The organism is Ottowia flava, from assembly GCF_008017535.1.
Taxonomy (GTDB): Bacteria; Pseudomonadota; Gammaproteobacteria; order Burkholderiales; family Burkholderiaceae_C; genus Ottowia; species Ottowia flava.
Window position 1 is genome coordinate 1 of sequence record NZ_VRUA01000011.1, and the last position, 14,121, is coordinate 14,121.

15 protein-coding genes and 1 riboswitch are annotated in these 14,121 nt (G+C 67.0%); of the genes, 8 read left to right on the plus strand and 7 right to left on the minus strand.

Going from position 1 to position 14,121, the window contains the following annotated elements:
• The 5 genes from FVQ98_RS11985 to FVQ98_RS12005 all read left to right on the plus strand — a co-directional run.
• Window positions 1-348 (plus strand): DUF4357 domain-containing protein (locus tag FVQ98_RS11985; RefSeq protein ID WP_147913682.1); only part of this gene is annotated, 348 nt, incomplete at its 5' end.
• A 72-nt stretch (window positions 349-420) separates the two neighbouring features.
• A complete protein-coding gene (gene otnI / locus FVQ98_RS11990; RefSeq protein WP_147913683.1) occupies window positions 421-1,260 on the plus strand; it encodes a 2-oxo-tetronate isomerase in 840 nt (279 codons plus the stop codon).
• Window positions 1,261-1,475: 215 nt separating this feature from the next.
• Window positions 1,476-1,832 (plus strand): hypothetical protein, encoded by a 357-nt coding sequence (locus tag FVQ98_RS11995; protein WP_147913684.1) that lies wholly within the window; start codon window positions 1,476-1,478, stop codon window positions 1,830-1,832.
• 66 nt (window positions 1,833-1,898) lie between these two features.
• The gene (locus FVQ98_RS12000) at window positions 1,899-2,525 is read left to right on the plus strand and encodes a hypothetical protein (RefSeq protein WP_147913685.1); all 627 of its coding nucleotides are present in this window, start codon (window positions 1,899-1,901) and stop codon (window positions 2,523-2,525) included.
• A gap of 5 nt (window positions 2,526-2,530) precedes the next feature.
• Window positions 2,531-3,139 (plus strand): DUF1439 domain-containing protein, encoded by a 609-nt coding sequence (locus tag FVQ98_RS12005; RefSeq protein ID WP_147913686.1) that lies wholly within the window; start codon window positions 2,531-2,533, stop codon window positions 3,137-3,139.
• 87 nt (window positions 3,140-3,226) lie between these two features.
• Here FVQ98_RS12005 and FVQ98_RS12010 read toward each other — a convergent pair whose 3' ends face one another.
• Together FVQ98_RS12010 and FVQ98_RS12015 are read right to left on the minus strand one after the other, a co-directional pair.
• Complete coding sequence (locus tag FVQ98_RS12010) at window positions 3,227-4,417, minus strand: ABC transporter substrate-binding protein (RefSeq protein WP_147913793.1); 1,191 nt, start codon at window positions 4,415-4,417, stop codon at window positions 3,227-3,229.
• 89 nt (window positions 4,418-4,506) lie between these two features.
• Window positions 4,507-6,060 (minus strand): AMP-binding protein, encoded by a 1,554-nt coding sequence (locus tag FVQ98_RS12015; protein ID WP_147913687.1) that lies wholly within the window; start codon window positions 6,058-6,060, stop codon window positions 4,507-4,509.
• Window positions 6,061-6,185: 125 nt separating this feature from the next.
• Here FVQ98_RS12015 and FVQ98_RS12020 point away from each other — a divergent pair, with 125 nt between their 5' ends.
• Window positions 6,186-6,950, plus strand: a complete 765-nt coding sequence (locus FVQ98_RS12020; protein WP_147913688.1) for an alpha/beta fold hydrolase — start codon at window positions 6,186-6,188, stop codon at window positions 6,948-6,950.
• Between the two features lie 131 nt (window positions 6,951-7,081).
• On the opposite strand, the gene FVQ98_RS12025 is transcribed toward FVQ98_RS12020, so the two are convergent.
• The 3 genes from FVQ98_RS12025 to FVQ98_RS12035 all read right to left on the minus strand — a co-directional run bounded on the left by FVQ98_RS12025 (window position 7,082) and on the right by FVQ98_RS12035 (window position 9,598).
• Window positions 7,082-7,585 carry a 6,7-dimethyl-8-ribityllumazine synthase gene (locus tag FVQ98_RS12025; protein WP_147913689.1) on the minus strand — a complete coding sequence of 168 codons (504 nt, stop codon included), beginning with the start codon at window positions 7,583-7,585 and terminating at the stop codon, window positions 7,082-7,084.
• Between the two features lie 119 nt (window positions 7,586-7,704).
• Window positions 7,705-7,863: riboswitch (FMN riboswitch) on the minus strand.
• Window positions 7,864-7,975: 112 nt separating this feature from the next.
• Window positions 7,976-8,803: a DUF72 domain-containing protein gene (locus FVQ98_RS12030; RefSeq protein ID WP_147913690.1), complete on the minus strand. Its 828-nt coding sequence runs from the start codon at window positions 8,801-8,803 to the stop codon at window positions 7,976-7,978.
• Window positions 8,804-8,893: 90 nt separating this feature from the next.
• On the minus strand, window positions 8,894-9,598 hold the full coding sequence (locus FVQ98_RS12035; protein ID WP_147913691.1) for a glutathione S-transferase N-terminal domain-containing protein: 705 nt from the start codon (window positions 9,596-9,598) through the stop codon (window positions 8,894-8,896).
• Between the two features lie 172 nt (window positions 9,599-9,770).
• Here FVQ98_RS12035 and FVQ98_RS12040 point away from each other — a divergent pair, with 172 nt between their 5' ends.
• Both FVQ98_RS12040 and FVQ98_RS12045 read left to right on the plus strand, forming a co-directional pair.
• Window positions 9,771-11,243 (plus strand): M20/M25/M40 family metallo-hydrolase, encoded by a 1,473-nt coding sequence (locus FVQ98_RS12040; protein ID WP_147913692.1) that lies wholly within the window; start codon window positions 9,771-9,773, stop codon window positions 11,241-11,243.
• Entirely contained in the window at window positions 11,240-12,118 is an 879-nt protein-coding gene (locus FVQ98_RS12045; RefSeq protein WP_147913693.1) for an alpha/beta hydrolase, read from the plus strand. The genes FVQ98_RS12040 and FVQ98_RS12045 overlap by 4 nt, the downstream gene beginning before the upstream one ends.
• Window positions 12,119-12,184: 66 nt before the next feature.
• On the opposite strand, the gene FVQ98_RS12050 is transcribed toward FVQ98_RS12045, so the two are convergent.
• Window positions 12,185-13,363: an MFS transporter gene (locus tag FVQ98_RS12050; protein ID WP_147913694.1), complete on the minus strand. Its 1,179-nt coding sequence runs from the start codon at window positions 13,361-13,363 to the stop codon at window positions 12,185-12,187.
• Between the two features lie 25 nt (window positions 13,364-13,388).
• Complete coding sequence (locus tag FVQ98_RS12055) at window positions 13,389-14,108, minus strand: 16S rRNA (uracil(1498)-N(3))-methyltransferase (protein WP_147913695.1); 720 nt, start codon at window positions 14,106-14,108, stop codon at window positions 13,389-13,391.
• Window positions 14,109-14,121 lie beyond the last annotated feature (13 nt).

Below are 14,121 nucleotides of genomic sequence, written 5' to 3' on the forward strand. Positions count from 1 at the left end.
CTTCATGTCTGTATTGTCTGGGCTTCAGGCCCTTGCAAGCACATCAGGCGTGGATTCGTGCAGAGAATCCCTAGCGGGTATCAAGCACTTTTCGAACAACTTGTCGCGGGCGGGGTGCTTGCGCCGCCGTCGAATGGAAAACGCGTGTTTATGGAAAGCTATTCGTTTACCAGCCCCAGTGCGGCTGCGGCTGTGATATCGGGACGTTCCGCAAATGGGCGTATCAAGTGGACCGTTCAGGGCAGTCAGGAAACCTACGCGGAGTGGCAACAGCGACAGCTTGCCCCCGAACTTCCAGGAAATACGATGTCATTAGAAATGGCCGTCGACAGCTCGGATATCTCATGAGCGATCGACGCCCAACGAGCACAGGCCCACAAATTGGAATGCTGTTGGGGTACGTTATTTGAAGCTGCCACCATGCCCCGCCTCGCCGCCAACCTCAGCATGCTCTACCCAGAGCTGCCGTTCCTCGACCGCTTTGACGCCGCCGCGCGCGATGGTTTCAAAGGGGTGGAATTCCTCTTCCCCTACAGCTTCGCGCCCGAAGAGATCGCGGCGCGCCTGCGCGGCAACGAGCTGCAGCAAGTGCTGTTCAACGCGCCACCGGGCGGCGCCGACGCGGCGGGGTTTGAGCGCGCCTGGGCCGACGGTTTGCGCGGCACGGCCAGCCTACCCGGCAGCGAGGCGGACTTCCGCACCGGTGTGCAATGGGCACTGCGCTACGCCGAGGCACTGCAGTGCCCGCGCGTGCACTGCATGGCCGGCATTCAAGCCAAATCGACCGATAGCCATACAACCATCAGCGCCGCAAGCTCCGTTTATGAGAGCAATCTGCGCTGGGCAGCGCAACAGGCGGCAGCCGCGGGCGTAGACATCCTGATCGAGCCGATCAACACGCGCGACATGCCTGGCTTCTTCCTGAACCGCCAGGACCAGGCGCACGCCGTGGTGCGGGCGGTGGGCGCGCCCAACCTGAAGGTGCAGTTCGACCTGTACCACGCGCAGATCATGGAAGGCGACATCGCCACCAAGATCCGCGAATACCTGCCGACTGGCCGCGTGGGCCATTTCCAGATCGCCGGCGTGCCCGAGCGGCACGAACCCAGCGTGGGCGAGCTGAACTACCGCTACCTGTTGAACGTGATCGACGACGTCGCCGCCGCTTGCGGCTGGGACGGCTGGGTGGGCTGTGAATACCGGCCGCAGCGCGGTGCCGTGCCGAACGGCACCACCGACGGCCTGGGCTGGCGGCCGTAACGGTTAGAAGCACAGCGCCAAGCGCCGAAACACTTGGCGCCCGGATGCGACCTTGGCCGGGCGGGAACGCGGCAGCGTCCTACAGGCGAACCGCGTCACCGACCTAAGCTGGGGACACCGGGATCCGGGCGCCGAGTGCCTGCCCGAGCGCGGACGAACGGCCCCCAACGGTGGGCATCCGTCTCTTCCGTCCACTGACCAGAAAGGAACTCTCCATGAAAACCGCTGCTTTGCGCCACCTGCGCATGGGTTTGCTGGCCCTGGCGGCCACGGTCGCCTGGGGCGGCGCTGTGGCCCAGGATTCACCGGGCGCCAGCAAAGGCTTTGACCGCTATGGCCGGCGCATCGACCATTTCAACCACGACGCCGACCGGCGCCACGACAAGCACCGCCGCAGCCGCAACGACCGCTACAACGATGGCAACGGCTGGCAGCGGGACCGCGACCATCGCTACGACCGCCACAACCGCGATCGCGACCGTTACGACCGCTACGACCGCGGTTACTACGGCGGTGACCGCAGCGGCAAGAGTCACCCCTTCGTGCGCGACCCGGGCGCCAACGGCGGCTGACGCGCGCAGCACGTCTCCATCACCGTTTCAGCACCCCACAAGAAAGCCCCACGAATGATCCCAGCGATGACGCGCACCCGCGCCGCCCGCGCTTGGCTGCTCGCCGCTGGCGCGGCGCTGGCCCTGCACAGCGCCTGGGCCGACAAGCCCGAATGGGCCGGCGGCCACAAGCACGCACAAGGTGAGCAACGCGACAAGCACCACAACAAGCGGGACAAACACGACAAGCACGATCGCCGTGGTGACGACCGCCGCTGGAACCACCGCGGCAACCACCCAGGCAACGACGACGACCAGGGCCACCGCCACCGCGGTGACCGCGACCGGCGCCACGCCGACCGGCCAGGCCACGGGTCGGTCGTCGCCATCACTCCCGGCCACTACTTCAACGACAGCCACCGCCGCTACGCCCGCGACTGGTACGGCCAGCAAGTGCGCACCGGCCACTGCCCGCCGGGCCTGGCGAAGAAGCACAACGGCTGCATGCCGCCGGGACAGGCGCGCAAATGGGCCGTGGGCCGACCGCTGCCTGCCGGAGTGGCCTATTACGCGCTGCCGCAGCCGGTCCTGGTCCAACTGGGCCCGCCACCGGCCGGCTACCGCTATGGGCGCGTGGCCAACGACATCGTGCTGATGCCGGTCGGCTCGCGCTTGGTGGTGGATGCGATCATCGACCTGGGTCAACTGTTCTGAACACGATGCCCGAGTCCACCTCTCCCCTGACGCGGCGCCAGTGTCAGCGCCTGTTTGCCGGCGCCGGCATCGCCGTCCTGCTGGCGCCGCTGGGCGCGTGCGCGGCAGGCAGCAGCGCCGCCAACGTGCTGCGCACAATGACACTGTCGCAAGGCCAGCTGAACGATCTGGTGGCCAAGCGCTTTCCGTACACGCGCAACTTCTCGGGCCTGGCCGATCTGTCGCTGCAGTCGCCGCGCCTGCGCCTGCTGCCGCAGACCAACCGGCTGGGCACGGCGGTGGACTTGGTGCTGGCCGAGAAGCTGACCGGCTCGCGCTACACCGGCGCGCTGGACCTGAACTACGGCCTGCGCTTTGACGACAAGGAGGGCGCCATCCGCATGGCCGACCTCAAGGTCAACCGCGTCGACGTCGACCAGGTGCCGCCCGCGCAGCGCCAGCTGCTGTCGCAGTACGGACCGCGCGCGGCCGAAACCCTGCTGTCGAACATGGTGCTGTACCGCATCCCCGAGGAATACCTGGGCATGGCGCGCAACCTGGGCTGGGCGGTGAACGCGCTGCGCGTGCTCCCCGAGGGCCTGCGCATTGAGTTGGGCCCCAAGGGGGCGAGCTGAAGCACCGATTTCAAAAGAAATCGGCCTCCAGCGCTACGCCCTACTGCGCGAGCAGCTTCTTTTTGTATAGCAGGCTAGGCGTTTCGATCAGCCCAGCTTGCAGCCCGCGCCGGAGTCCGACAGCGCCTTGGCGGCCACGCCAATCACCTTGTTCTCGCCCTTGACGACCTCGCGTAGGTAGAAGTCCTGCACCGGGTTGTGAGCCTTGCTCATGGTCCACTTGCCGCGCGGGCTGTCGATCACGGCCGACTCCATCGCCTTGTACAGCGCGGGCTTGGCGTTCAAGTCGCCATTCACCGCCTTGGCGCCGGTGGCCAGCAGTTGCCCCGCGTCGTAGCCTTGCACCGAATACACGTCCGGCTGCGACTTGAACATCTTGGCGTACTCGGTGCGGAACTGCTTGTTGCGCGGCGTGTCCAGCGAATCGCTGTAGTGCATGGTGGTCATGATGCCGTCGGCGGCGGGGCCAGCGGCGTCCAACACGCCCTCGGTCAAGAAGCCGGACCCCCACAAGGGGATCTTGCCCTTCAGCCCCGCACGCGCGTAATCGGTGATGAACTTGCCCGCGCCCGCGCCGGCAAACATGCAGGCCACGGCGTCGGGCTTCAGGCTGGCGATCTCGGTCAAGAGCGCCTGGAATTCCACGTTCGGGAAGGGCAGCCACAGGTCCTTGATGATCGTGCCGCCGGCCTTGGTGTAACTGTCCTTGAAGCCTTCGAACGCCTCTTCACCCGCGGCGTACTTCCAGCTGATCCAGACCGCCTTCTTCAGGCCGCGGTCGACCATCGGCTTGCCCAGCGCCAGCGTGGGCTGGCTGTTGCTGAAGCTGGTGCGGAACACGTTGGGCGCGCACATCGCGCGCGTGGCCGCGTGCACGCCGGCGTTGGGGATCAGGCACAGCACACCGGTTTCGCGTGCGACCTTCTGGATGCCCATTTGCACGCCCGAATGCACGGTGCCGACGATCACGTCGACCTTGTCGCGCTGCACCAGCTTCTGCGCGTTTTCCACGCCCTTGGACGGCTCCGATTCGTCGTCCAGCTTGATGAATTCCACCTCGCGCCCGGCCAGCTTGCCGCCCTGCTCGGCGATCGCCATGCGAAAACCGGCCTCGATCGCGTTGCCGATCTGCGCAAACGTGCCGGTGTACGGCAGCATGAAGCCGACGCGGATCTTCTGCCCTTGCGCGCGCGCCAGGCGCGGCAGGCCGACCGCGGACGCGCCCAGCAGCAGCGAACCGCCTGCCAGCAGATGGCGGCGGCGCGCGGTGGTGTTCATGGCGGTGTTGGCAGTGTTCAAGGATTCGTGGTTCATGCTGTCTCCTCTTTTTTTGGCGAATGGTGGGTGACGCGCCATGCGCCGATGCGTCAAATCTTCTTGCGGCCTTCCCAGAACGGCGCTTTCAGCAGGTTCTTCTGGATCTTGCCGATCGGCGTTTTGGGAAAGCCGTCGACGAAGCGCACCAGGCGCGGGCGTTTGAGGCGCGCCAACTGCGCTTCGCAGCGCGCGACGACGTCGGCTTCGGCCAACGCGGCGCCAGGCTTGAGTTGGATGAAGGCCGCCGGCACTTCGCCGAACTTGTCGTCCGGGATACCGAACACGGCGACCTCGGCCACCGCGGGCAAGCCGTAGATGGCGTCTTCGATTTCTTTCGGATAGACGTTCTCGCCCCCTGAAATCAGCATGTCCTTCGCGCGATCCACCAGGGTGATGCAGCCATCCGCGTCCACCGTCGCCACGTCGCCCGACAAGCCCCAGCCGTGGCCTTGCTTGAAGAAGGCCGCGGTCTGCTCCGGCTCGTTGTAGTAACGCAGCATGACGTTGTCGCCGCGCGTGGCGACTTCACCGATCTCGCCCACCGCCACCGGCGTGCCGTCGGCGCGCAGCACGGCCAGGTCGACGTTGAAAGGCTGGCGCCCCACGCTGCCCAGCTTGGCCGGCAGCAGGTGGTGCGGCAGCGCAGCGATCACGCCCATCTCGCTCTGGCCGTAGATCTGCGTCAGACGCAGCTGCGGCAGCTTTTGCATCAGCTCGACCTGCACCCAGTCGGGCATGGGCGCGCCGGCAAAAGACAGCTTGGTCCAGCTGGCCAGCGCGGCCGCGTCAAAGCCGGCAAAGGTGACCAGGCTGTTGGCTTGCGTGGGCACCATGAAGGCGGCGGTGATGCCCTCGGCCGCCACCGCCGCGATGAAGGCCGCGGGCGACCAGGGCGTGACGAGAACGCACGTCGCGCCGACCAGCATGGCCGGCTGGAACATGATGTTCAGCGCCGCCACGTGGAACAGCGGCGTGACGATGGCGACCACGTCTTCGGGCACGAGGCGCTCTTCAACCACGACGGTGTGCGCCGTCACGTCGCGCGCGCGGTGGCTGACCAGCACGCCCTTGGGGCGGCCGGTGGTGCCGCCGGTGTAGGTCATGCAAAACGCATCGCGCTCGTCCAGCGCCACGTCGGGCTCGCTGCTCGGCTGGCCGGCGATGAAGGCGTCCAGGCTGGGCGCGTCGGCGTCCGGCGCATCGCCGATCACGATGACCTGGCGCAGGTCGGGCACCTGCGCGCGCACGACCGGGATGCGCGCGGCGAACGCCGCATCAACGATGAGCACCTCGGTGTCGCTCTTGTTCAGCACCCAGGCCAACTCGTCGTCGGCGTAGAGGATGGACACGTTGTTCAGCACCAGCCCGGTGCGGGCCACGCCGAAGAACACCGTGCCGTAGTCCAGCACGTTGCGCGACAGCATCGACACCTTCGTGCCCTTGGCCAGGCCCAGCGCCAACAGCGCGTGCGCCAGCTGGTTGGCGCGCTTATCCAGCGCTTGGTAGGTGATAGTGGCGCGGGCGCCATCCGGGCCGCGGAAGACGATGGCGGGTTTGTCGGGGAAGCGGGCCGCCGAGCGGCGCAGCATGTCTCCAGTCAGCATGAAGCAGGCAGATTCGGTGCAGGGTCAAAGCGGGCATCTTGCGGGAAAGCTCGCACATGCGCATCGGTGAAAACGCCGTCCCTTCGTATGATGCGCGGCATCCATCACCACAGGAGACACGCGACATGCCCAATACCCATCAAATCGTCGGCAACGGCCCGCACAAGGTCATCGCCCTGCACGGCTGGTTTGGCCACGCCAAAGGCTGGGGTCCGTTTCCGCAGCACCTGAACGGCAAAGACTTCAGCTACGCCTTCATGGACCAGCGCGGCTACGGCGGCATGAAGGGATCGGGCGGTCCGTACACGATCGAACAGATCGCTCATGACGCGCTCGCGCTGGCCGATTCGCTGGGCTGGCAGCGCTTCTCGCTGATGGGCCATTCGATGGGCGGCGCCGCGATCCAGCAGGTGCTGGCCGCCGCGCCCGAGCGCGTGCGCAGCCTTGTCGCGCTGACGCCGGTGCCGGCCTCGGGCGCGGGTCTGGACGAACAAGGCTGGCAGCTGTTCACCGCCGCGGGCAGCGACCCGGGTGCGCGCCGAACGATCCTGGACTTCACCTCTGGCAGCCGCCTGACGGGCACCTGGCTGGACGCCATGGTCGCCAGCACGCAAACCCATTCCGACGATGAAGCCGTGGCCGGCTACATGCCGTCCTGGGCCACGGCCAATTTTGTCGACCGCATCCAGGGCCAGAAGCTGCCCGTGCTGGTCGTGCCGGGCGAGCACGACCCGGCCCTCAGCGAAGCCGTGTGCCGCGCCACTTGGCTGGAGCATTACCCGCAGGCGCAACTGGAAGTGATGGCCAACGCCGGGCACTACCCGATGGATGAGACGCCCATCATCCTAGCCACGACGGTCGAAAAATTCCTGGCCGGCGTGCCAGCCTGAGGTCAGTTGTTCAACAGCGGGTGTTTTGAATAAAAACAACCGCCAGCCCTACAACCATCTGCGCAAATAGCTTCTTTTTTGATAGCAAATAACAGACAACGCGCGGGGGGCGCAAGCGCCACAGCGCCCGTTTACACCGCCGCGTGCACCGCCAGCGTCTGCTGGCAGGCGCGCGCGGCCTCTGCACCTTTGTCGACGAAGTGGCGGCTGAAGAAGTCGCGGTGCGTGGCGTGTTCGTGGAAGTCCTTGGGCGTCAGCGAGACCGAGAACACCGGCACGCCGGTGTCCAGCTGCACGCGCATCAGGCCGTCGACCACCGCGGCGGCGACGAACTCGTGGCGGTAGATGCCGCCGTCCACCACCAGCGCGCAAGCAACCACGGCGGCGTAGCGCCCGCTGCGCGCCAGGCGCTGGGCCAGCAGCGGCATCTCGAAGGCACCGGGCACGGCGAAACGCTCGATGGCCGGCGCTGGCGCAGCCGCGCCATGCAGGCGCGCCCATTCGGCGGCAAAGCCTTCGTGGCCACGCTCGACGATGTCGGTATGCCACTGCGCGGCAATCCAGGCGACGGGCAGACCCGGTGCAGCGGGGGTGAAAGACGTGGAAGAAGAAGCCAGAGACACAGGCTGATTCATGACAGGATTCCTTGAGCAGGATGTCGACCAATGAATCAGGGCGCACGCGACACGCGGGCGCCAGGCGCGCGCGGCCATGCCGTGACGGCGACCGCGCGCGGCCCACGGCGCCGCGCGTCGCACGCTCTCTTTCATCCGGACTGTGACCGTCGGCTCTGGCATCGCACCAGATCTGCTGACCCTGCTCGGCCATGGGCTGGCCAACCAAGCGCTCGCGGGCTCCTGCCGTGAAGGCAGATACCGCCGGTGGGGAGTTTCACCCCGCCCTGAGAACGTGTGTGCTGACTGGTAGGCCGGCACGCGCCGATGATAGGGCGAGCGCTTTGCACCCTGAGCGAACAGGGCATTGGCGTAGGCGCGCCGGCCGCGGCGCAGAGGTCGCTGGCGCCTTCAGTCGGCGCCCAGCAGCCCGATCAGCGCCTGCGCCGCCGCCGGGTTGCGCGCCTTCGCGCCACTGATGAACTGCACGAACACGTCGCGCGGCGCCTGGCCCAGACTGCGCGTGCCGTCGGCATCGATCAGCGGCAGGTCTTCGGGCAGCTGGCCGGCTTGCCAGGTGTGGACGCGCTCGGCCCAGCGCTTCAGCGCTGGGCGCGAATAGCCGGTGGCGTAACGCTCTTCGCTGCGCATCAGGCGCGCGTAGACGAAGTCGGCGGTCGGGTCGAAAATGTTGGGGTAGTCCGGCGAGTCTGTCGCCACCGTGGCCACGCCGTAGGCGCGCGCCAGCGCCAGGTAGTCGGCGCAGGCGAAGCTGGCGTGGCGCGGCTCCAGCACGTGGCGCAGACGCTGGCCGTTCACCGCGTCCGGCAGCGTGGCGAAGAACAGCTCGACGTCGGCCGCATCAAACGCGTAGGTCGGCCGCAGCTGCCAGACGATGGGGCCAAGGTGTGCGCCCAGGTCGGTGACGCCGCTGTCCAGAAAATGCGCCACGGCTTGCGCGCCGGCCGCCAGCTCGCGCCGCAGCGTCGCCATGCGGTGCGCCTTGACGCTGAAGACGAAGCTGGCCGGCACTTGGCTGGCCCAACGCGCCCATGTCGCGGGCGCGGGGGTCGTGTAGTAGGTGGCGTTGATCTCCAGCCCGCTCAGGTGCTGGCCGGCGTAGGCCAGTTCATCGGCCGCGCGCAGGCCGCTCGGGTAGAAGGCGCCGCCGCGCCAGCCGTCAAAGCTCCAGCCGCCGATGCCGACATGGACCTGGGGTTGGCGTGCTCGCGTAGTCATGGAGTTATGCTATGTTTTACCTAGCTGCTTGCGCAGATCCATGTAGGGCTACAGCCTCATTTGTCTTGAAAGCTGCGCGGCGCCCACGCGTCAGGGTGCTGGCGGGATCTGCAGCCCGCGCTCGACCGCCGGGCGCGCCACGAAGGCGCCGAGCACGCGGTCGACCTCGGTGAAGCGGTCGTACTCGACCAGATCGCGGGCGCCGTAAAAGCCGATCAGGTTGCGCACCCAGGGGAAGATGGCGATGTCGGCGATGGAGTAGTCGTCACCCATCATCCAGCGCCGGCCCTTCAGGTGGCCGTCCAGCACGCCGAGCAGGCGCTGGCTTTCGGCGACGTAGCGGCCCAGCGGACGCTTGTCCTCGTAGTCCTTGCCGGCGAACTTGTGGAAGAAGCCGATCTGACCAAACATGGGGCCGATGCCGCCCATCTGGAACATCACCCATTGCAGGGTCTCGTAGCGGCGCGCCGGGTCGGCGGGCATCAGCTGGCCGGTCTTGTCGGCCAAATAGACCAGGATGGCGCCCGATTCGAACAGCGCCAGCGGCTGACCGCCGGGGCCGTTGGGGTCGAGGATGGCGGGGATCTTGTTGTTCGGGTTGAGCGACAGGAACGCCGGCGACAGCTGGTCCTGCGTGTCGAAGCTGACCCGGTGCGCTTCATACGGCAAGCCGGTCTCTTCCAACATGATCGACACCTTCACGCCGTTGGGCGTGGGCAACGAATACAGCTGCAGCCGGTCGGGGTGCTGCGCGGGCCATTTCTGGGTGATGGGGAAATCGTTCAATGCGGTCATGCGGCGCAATATATCGGCGGGAGTTTCCTGCGTCGACAGCACGGTTTCTCGGACAGCGTCGCCCTCAATCGTCATCATTGAGTAAAACTATCGGCCGTCCGTATCGACTGACGTGTCCCGCCGGTACAGTTGCTGTAACTTAAGTTTTATGCCGTTCGACGGCCCCACTGCCATGAACGCTCCGCTCCACCGAGAAATGTCTGCACCGCTGCTGAAGGCTGCAGATGCCCAGCAGCAGATCGATGCCCAATGGGATAGCGACATCCTGGGGCAGTTGACAGACTACATTGCCATCCCGGCCAAGTCGCCCACCTTCGACGCCGACTGGCAGCAGCACGGCTTCATCGACACCGTGGTGCGCAACGCCGCGCAATGGGTCGAAGCGCAGAAAGTGCCGGGCCTCACGCTGGAAGTGGTGCGCATCGGTGAGCGCACGCCGGTGATCTTCTTCGAGATCGAAGGCACCAAGCCCAGCGCCACGCAGACCGTGGTGATGTACGGGCACCTGGACAAGCAGCCTGAATTCAACGGCTGGCGCAACGACCTCGGCCCCTGGACGCCCAAGTACGAAGACGGCAAGCTGTACGGCCGCGGCGGCGCGGACGATGGCTACGCGGTGTACGCTGCCATCGCCGCGGTTCGGGCGCTCAAAAGCCAGAACGTGCCGCACCCGCGCATCGTCGGCCTGATCGAAACCAGCGAGGAAAGCGGCTCGCCCGACCTGCTGCCCTACATCGACGCCCTGCGCCCGCGCCTCGGCGACGTCGGCTTGGTGGTGTGCCTGGATTCGGGCGCCGGCAACTACGACCAGCTGTGGCTGACCACCAGCCTGCGCGGCATGGCTGCCGGCACGCTGAAGGTGGAGGTGCTGACCGAAGGCGTGCACTCGGGCGACGCGTCTGGCCTGGTGCCCAGCAGCTTCCGGATCCTGCGCCACGTGCTCGACCGGCTGGAAGATTCAGCCACCGGCCGCCTGCTGCCAGCCAGCTTCCATTGCACCATCCCCGACGAGCGCGTCGAGCAGGCCAAGGCGACCGCCGCCATCCTGGGCGAAGACCTGTTCAAGCGCTTTCCCTGGGTGCATTACGACTGCGGCGGCAAAGAACAAAGCGTGCTGCCCATGACCAGCAACCCGGTCGACGCGCTGCTGGCGCGCACCTGGCACCCCACGCTCAGCGTGACCGGGGCCGAAGGTTTTCCAGCCCTGCAGGACGCGGGCAACGTGCTGCGGCCCTACACCGCGTTCAAGCTCAGCCTGCGGCTGCCGCCGCTGGTCGACGCGGCACGCGCCGTGCAGGAGTTGAAGGCGCTGCTGGAAGACAACGCGCCCTACCAGGCGCGCGTGACCTTCGACAGCCAGGGCGGGTCCACGGGCTGGAACGCGCCTGGCTCGGCTGACTGGTTTGCGCAGGCACTCGACGTGGCATCGCAAGGGCACTTCGGCGCGCCCTGCGGGTACATCGGCCAGGGCGGCACGATTCCGCTGATGAGCCAGCTGAGCGAAGGCTTTCCCACGGCACAGATGATGGTCTGCGGGGTGCTTGGCCCCCGCAGCAACGCGCACGGGCCCAACGAATTCCTGCACGTGCCCTATGCGAAACGCCTGACTGCGGCGGTCGCTGAAGTGATCGCCCGCATGCCTTGAGCTCCGACGTGACGCCCACGCTGCCCGGCAGCGCGCTGGACGACACGCTCGCACTCCATGACTGGCCCCTGTCGATCGGCTGGCCGATCCGCGGACAGGTGCTGATGCTGCATGGCCTGGGCGAGCACATCGGCCACTACACCGATCTGGCGGACAGCCTGAACCAGTGGGGCTTCGCCGTGCGTGGCTACGACCACTACGGCCACGGCGAGTCCAGCGGCCAGCGGGGGGAATTGCCGCAGGATGACCGGCTAATTCAGGACCTGGCGGCGGTGATCGACGACACGCGCGCGCGCATGGACGACCGCCTGCCGCTGATCCTGTTCGGCCACTGCCTTGGCGGCCTGGTTGCTGCGCGCCTGGTATCTCAGAAGCTTCGACGTATTGACGGGCTGGTGCTGTCTTCACCACCGCTCAGGGCCGGTTTAGGTTTCGCCCAGCGCGCGCTGGTGCGGTCGTTGAATGCCATCGTGCCGCAATGGCCGCTCGGCATCGGCGTGCCTCCCGAGATGCTGACGCACGACGTGACGATGGCGCAAGCGTTCCGACTGGACGCGCTTCAGCACGACCGCATGAGCGCCCGCCTGGCGCACTTCCTCGTCAGCGCCGGGCCTGCCGTGCTGGCCCGCGCGCCGCGCTGGAAGGTGCCCACGCTGCTGCTGTACGCGGGGCAGGACAAGCTGGTCGACCCGGCTGGCAGCCGCCAGTTTGCGCAGACCGCGCCGCCGGAGGTGGTCACCTCGCACGGCTTCCCGATGCACTTCCACGCGCTGTTCCACGAGCTGCAGCGCCAGCCGGTGTACGACATGCTGCAACAGTGGCTGTGGTCGCGCTACCCTGCCATGGCGCTCGAATGGTCGGGCGCGCCGGCCTGAGTTAACTTCAAGTGAAAACGGCCGTCAGCCCTTTTCCAGACTGCGCGGACAGCTCCTGAATTGATATCAAACACTGGCAACAGGGGCGCGCCGCGAACGCATACCCAGCCACAGCAGGGCCAGCGCGACAACGCCCATCACCGGCAGCGAACCCAGGTTCAACCAAGTCCAGCCCTGCGTCGTGACCAGCGCGCCGCTGGCGAACGAGGTGAAGGCCATGGTCGCGAAAACACAGAAGTTGATGGCGGCCTGCGCACGGTCCTTCTCCTCGGGCCGGTAAGCCGTCAGCGCCAGCGTCGTGCTGCCGGTGAAGAGGAAGTTCCAGCCCACGCCGAGCAGGAACAGCGCCGCCAGGAACTGGTGCAGGTCGACGCCCGACAGCGCAATCGCCACGCACAGCGCGTTCAGCACCACGCCCGCACCCATGACGGGCAGCGTGCCGAAGCGCTTGATCAGATGGCCAGTGAAGAAGCCCGGCGCAAACATGCCTATCACGTGCCACTGCAGCACCGTGGCGGTGTCACCGAACTCGAAGCCGCAGACCTGCATGGCCAGCGGCGTGGCGGCCATCAAAAGATTCATCACGCCATAACCCAGTGCGGCGCCCAGCGCCGCCACGATGAACACCGGCTGCCGCATGATTTCGCCCAAGGGCCGACCGGCCTCGGCACCAGCTTTTTTTGGCGGCGCGGGCGGAAACTCCACCTGCGTCATCACGCCCATGGCGATCACGGCGATCACCGCCAGCGCGAGGTAGGCACCGACGAAGGGCGTGGGCAGCAACGCGCGCGTCCATGACGCCAGGTTGGGGCCGATGATGGCGCCAAGCAAGCCGCCGGCCATGACGAACGACACCGCCTTTTCGCGCCAGCCGGGTTCCACCACTTCGGCGGCGGCAAATCGGTACAACTGGCCGTTGGCACTGTAGTAGCCCGCGATCATGGTCGCCGCCACCAGCAGCCAGAACTGGCGCGACCACGCCGCAAACGCCGCGAGCAGCGCCGAAAAAAGCGCCACCAGCAGACCGATCTGGAACGAGCCTCGGCGTCCGAAGCGCGTCTGCGTGCGCGCCACCAGCGGCGTGGACAGCGCGCCGCCCACCACGTAGCCCATCACCGGCAGTGTAGCCATCCAGCCGTAGGGCGCCAGCTGCAGCCCGACCAGCCCGTTGATGGCGATGAAGGTGACGTTGTTGGTCAGGAAAAGGCCCTGACACAAAGTCAGCAGCAGCAGATGGCGATTCATGCGCGGGGCCCGAATGGAAGTGGAATCAACCCTGGCTCAGCAGCACGGCGAGCGCAGCCAGGGGGGCGGTTTCGGCGCGCAGCACGCGCGGACCGAGGTGGACGGGCACAAAGCCGCTGGCACGCGCAGCGGCTTCTTCGGTCGGACTGAAGCCGCCTTCCGGGCCCGAAAGCAGCGTGACCGCTTCGTCGTCTGCCAGCTTTGAGGCGAGCGCGTGCAGGCGCGGCGCCGAAGCGTCAAGCGAGAGCAGCCAACGGGTGCCATGGGCAGCGCCAAATAGCTCCTGAAATGTGAGCTGTTCGCGCACGTTCATCAAGCGATTTCGGCCACTTTGCTCGCCGGCAGCAGCGGCCACGGCCCGCCAGTGCGCGCGCTTTTTCTGCGCGCGTTCGCCGGCCAGCCGCAGCGGGCTGCGCTCGGCCAGCACGGGGGTAAGCGAGGCCGCGCCCAGCTCGGTGGCCTTCTCGACCAGCCAGTCCATGCGGTCGGACGCCATGACGCCTGTAGCCAGATGCACCGGGCGCACAGCCTCGCGCTCAATCGCCGAGTGCACGCCCACGCGCACGCGCACCTCGCTGCGCCCCATCGCGGTGATGGTGGCGGTCCACTCACCCCCGGCCCCGTCGAACAGGACGATCTCGCCGCCCGGCTGCAGCCGCAACACCTGCACATGGCGAGCAGCTCCGGCGGGCAAGCTCAGTTCGGCCCCGGCCTTGAGCGGTTCGGAAACATGAAATCGTGGCATGGCGGCGATGGAC

Excerpts from the sequence above, each read along its gene's own strand:
- otnI (WP_147913683.1), top strand. The coding sequence starts at position 421 with ATGCCCCGCCTCGCCGCCAACCTCAGCATGCTCTACCCAGAGCTGCCG.
- FVQ98_RS11995 (WP_147913684.1), top strand. The coding sequence starts at position 1,476 with ATGAAAACCGCTGCTTTGCGCCACCTGCGCATGGGTTTGCTGGCCCTG.
- FVQ98_RS12000 (WP_147913685.1), top strand. The coding sequence starts at position 1,899 with ATGACGCGCACCCGCGCCGCCCGCGCTTGGCTGCTCGCCGCTGGCGCG.
- FVQ98_RS12005 (WP_147913686.1), top strand. The coding sequence starts at position 2,531 with ATGCCCGAGTCCACCTCTCCCCTGACGCGGCGCCAGTGTCAGCGCCTG.
- FVQ98_RS12010 (WP_147913793.1), bottom strand. The coding sequence starts at position 4,417 with ATGAACACCACCGCGCGCCGCCGCCATCTGCTGGCAGGCGGTTCGCTG.
- FVQ98_RS12015 (WP_147913687.1), bottom strand. The coding sequence starts at position 6,060 with ATGCTGACTGGAGACATGCTGCGCCGCTCGGCGGCCCGCTTCCCCGAC.
- FVQ98_RS12020 (WP_147913688.1), top strand. The coding sequence starts at position 6,186 with ATGCCCAATACCCATCAAATCGTCGGCAACGGCCCGCACAAGGTCATC.
- FVQ98_RS12025 (WP_147913689.1), bottom strand. The coding sequence starts at position 7,585 with ATGAATCAGCCTGTGTCTCTGGCTTCTTCTTCCACGTCTTTCACCCCC.
- FVQ98_RS12030 (WP_147913690.1), bottom strand. The coding sequence starts at position 8,803 with ATGACTACGCGAGCACGCCAACCCCAGGTCCATGTCGGCATCGGCGGC.
- FVQ98_RS12035 (WP_147913691.1), bottom strand. The coding sequence starts at position 9,598 with ATGACCGCATTGAACGATTTCCCCATCACCCAGAAATGGCCCGCGCAG.
- FVQ98_RS12040 (WP_147913692.1), top strand. The coding sequence starts at position 9,771 with ATGAACGCTCCGCTCCACCGAGAAATGTCTGCACCGCTGCTGAAGGCT.
- FVQ98_RS12050 (WP_147913694.1), bottom strand. The coding sequence starts at position 13,363 with ATGAATCGCCATCTGCTGCTGCTGACTTTGTGTCAGGGCCTTTTCCTG.
- FVQ98_RS12055 (WP_147913695.1), bottom strand. The coding sequence starts at position 14,108 with ATGCCACGATTTCATGTTTCCGAACCGCTCAAGGCCGGGGCCGAACTG.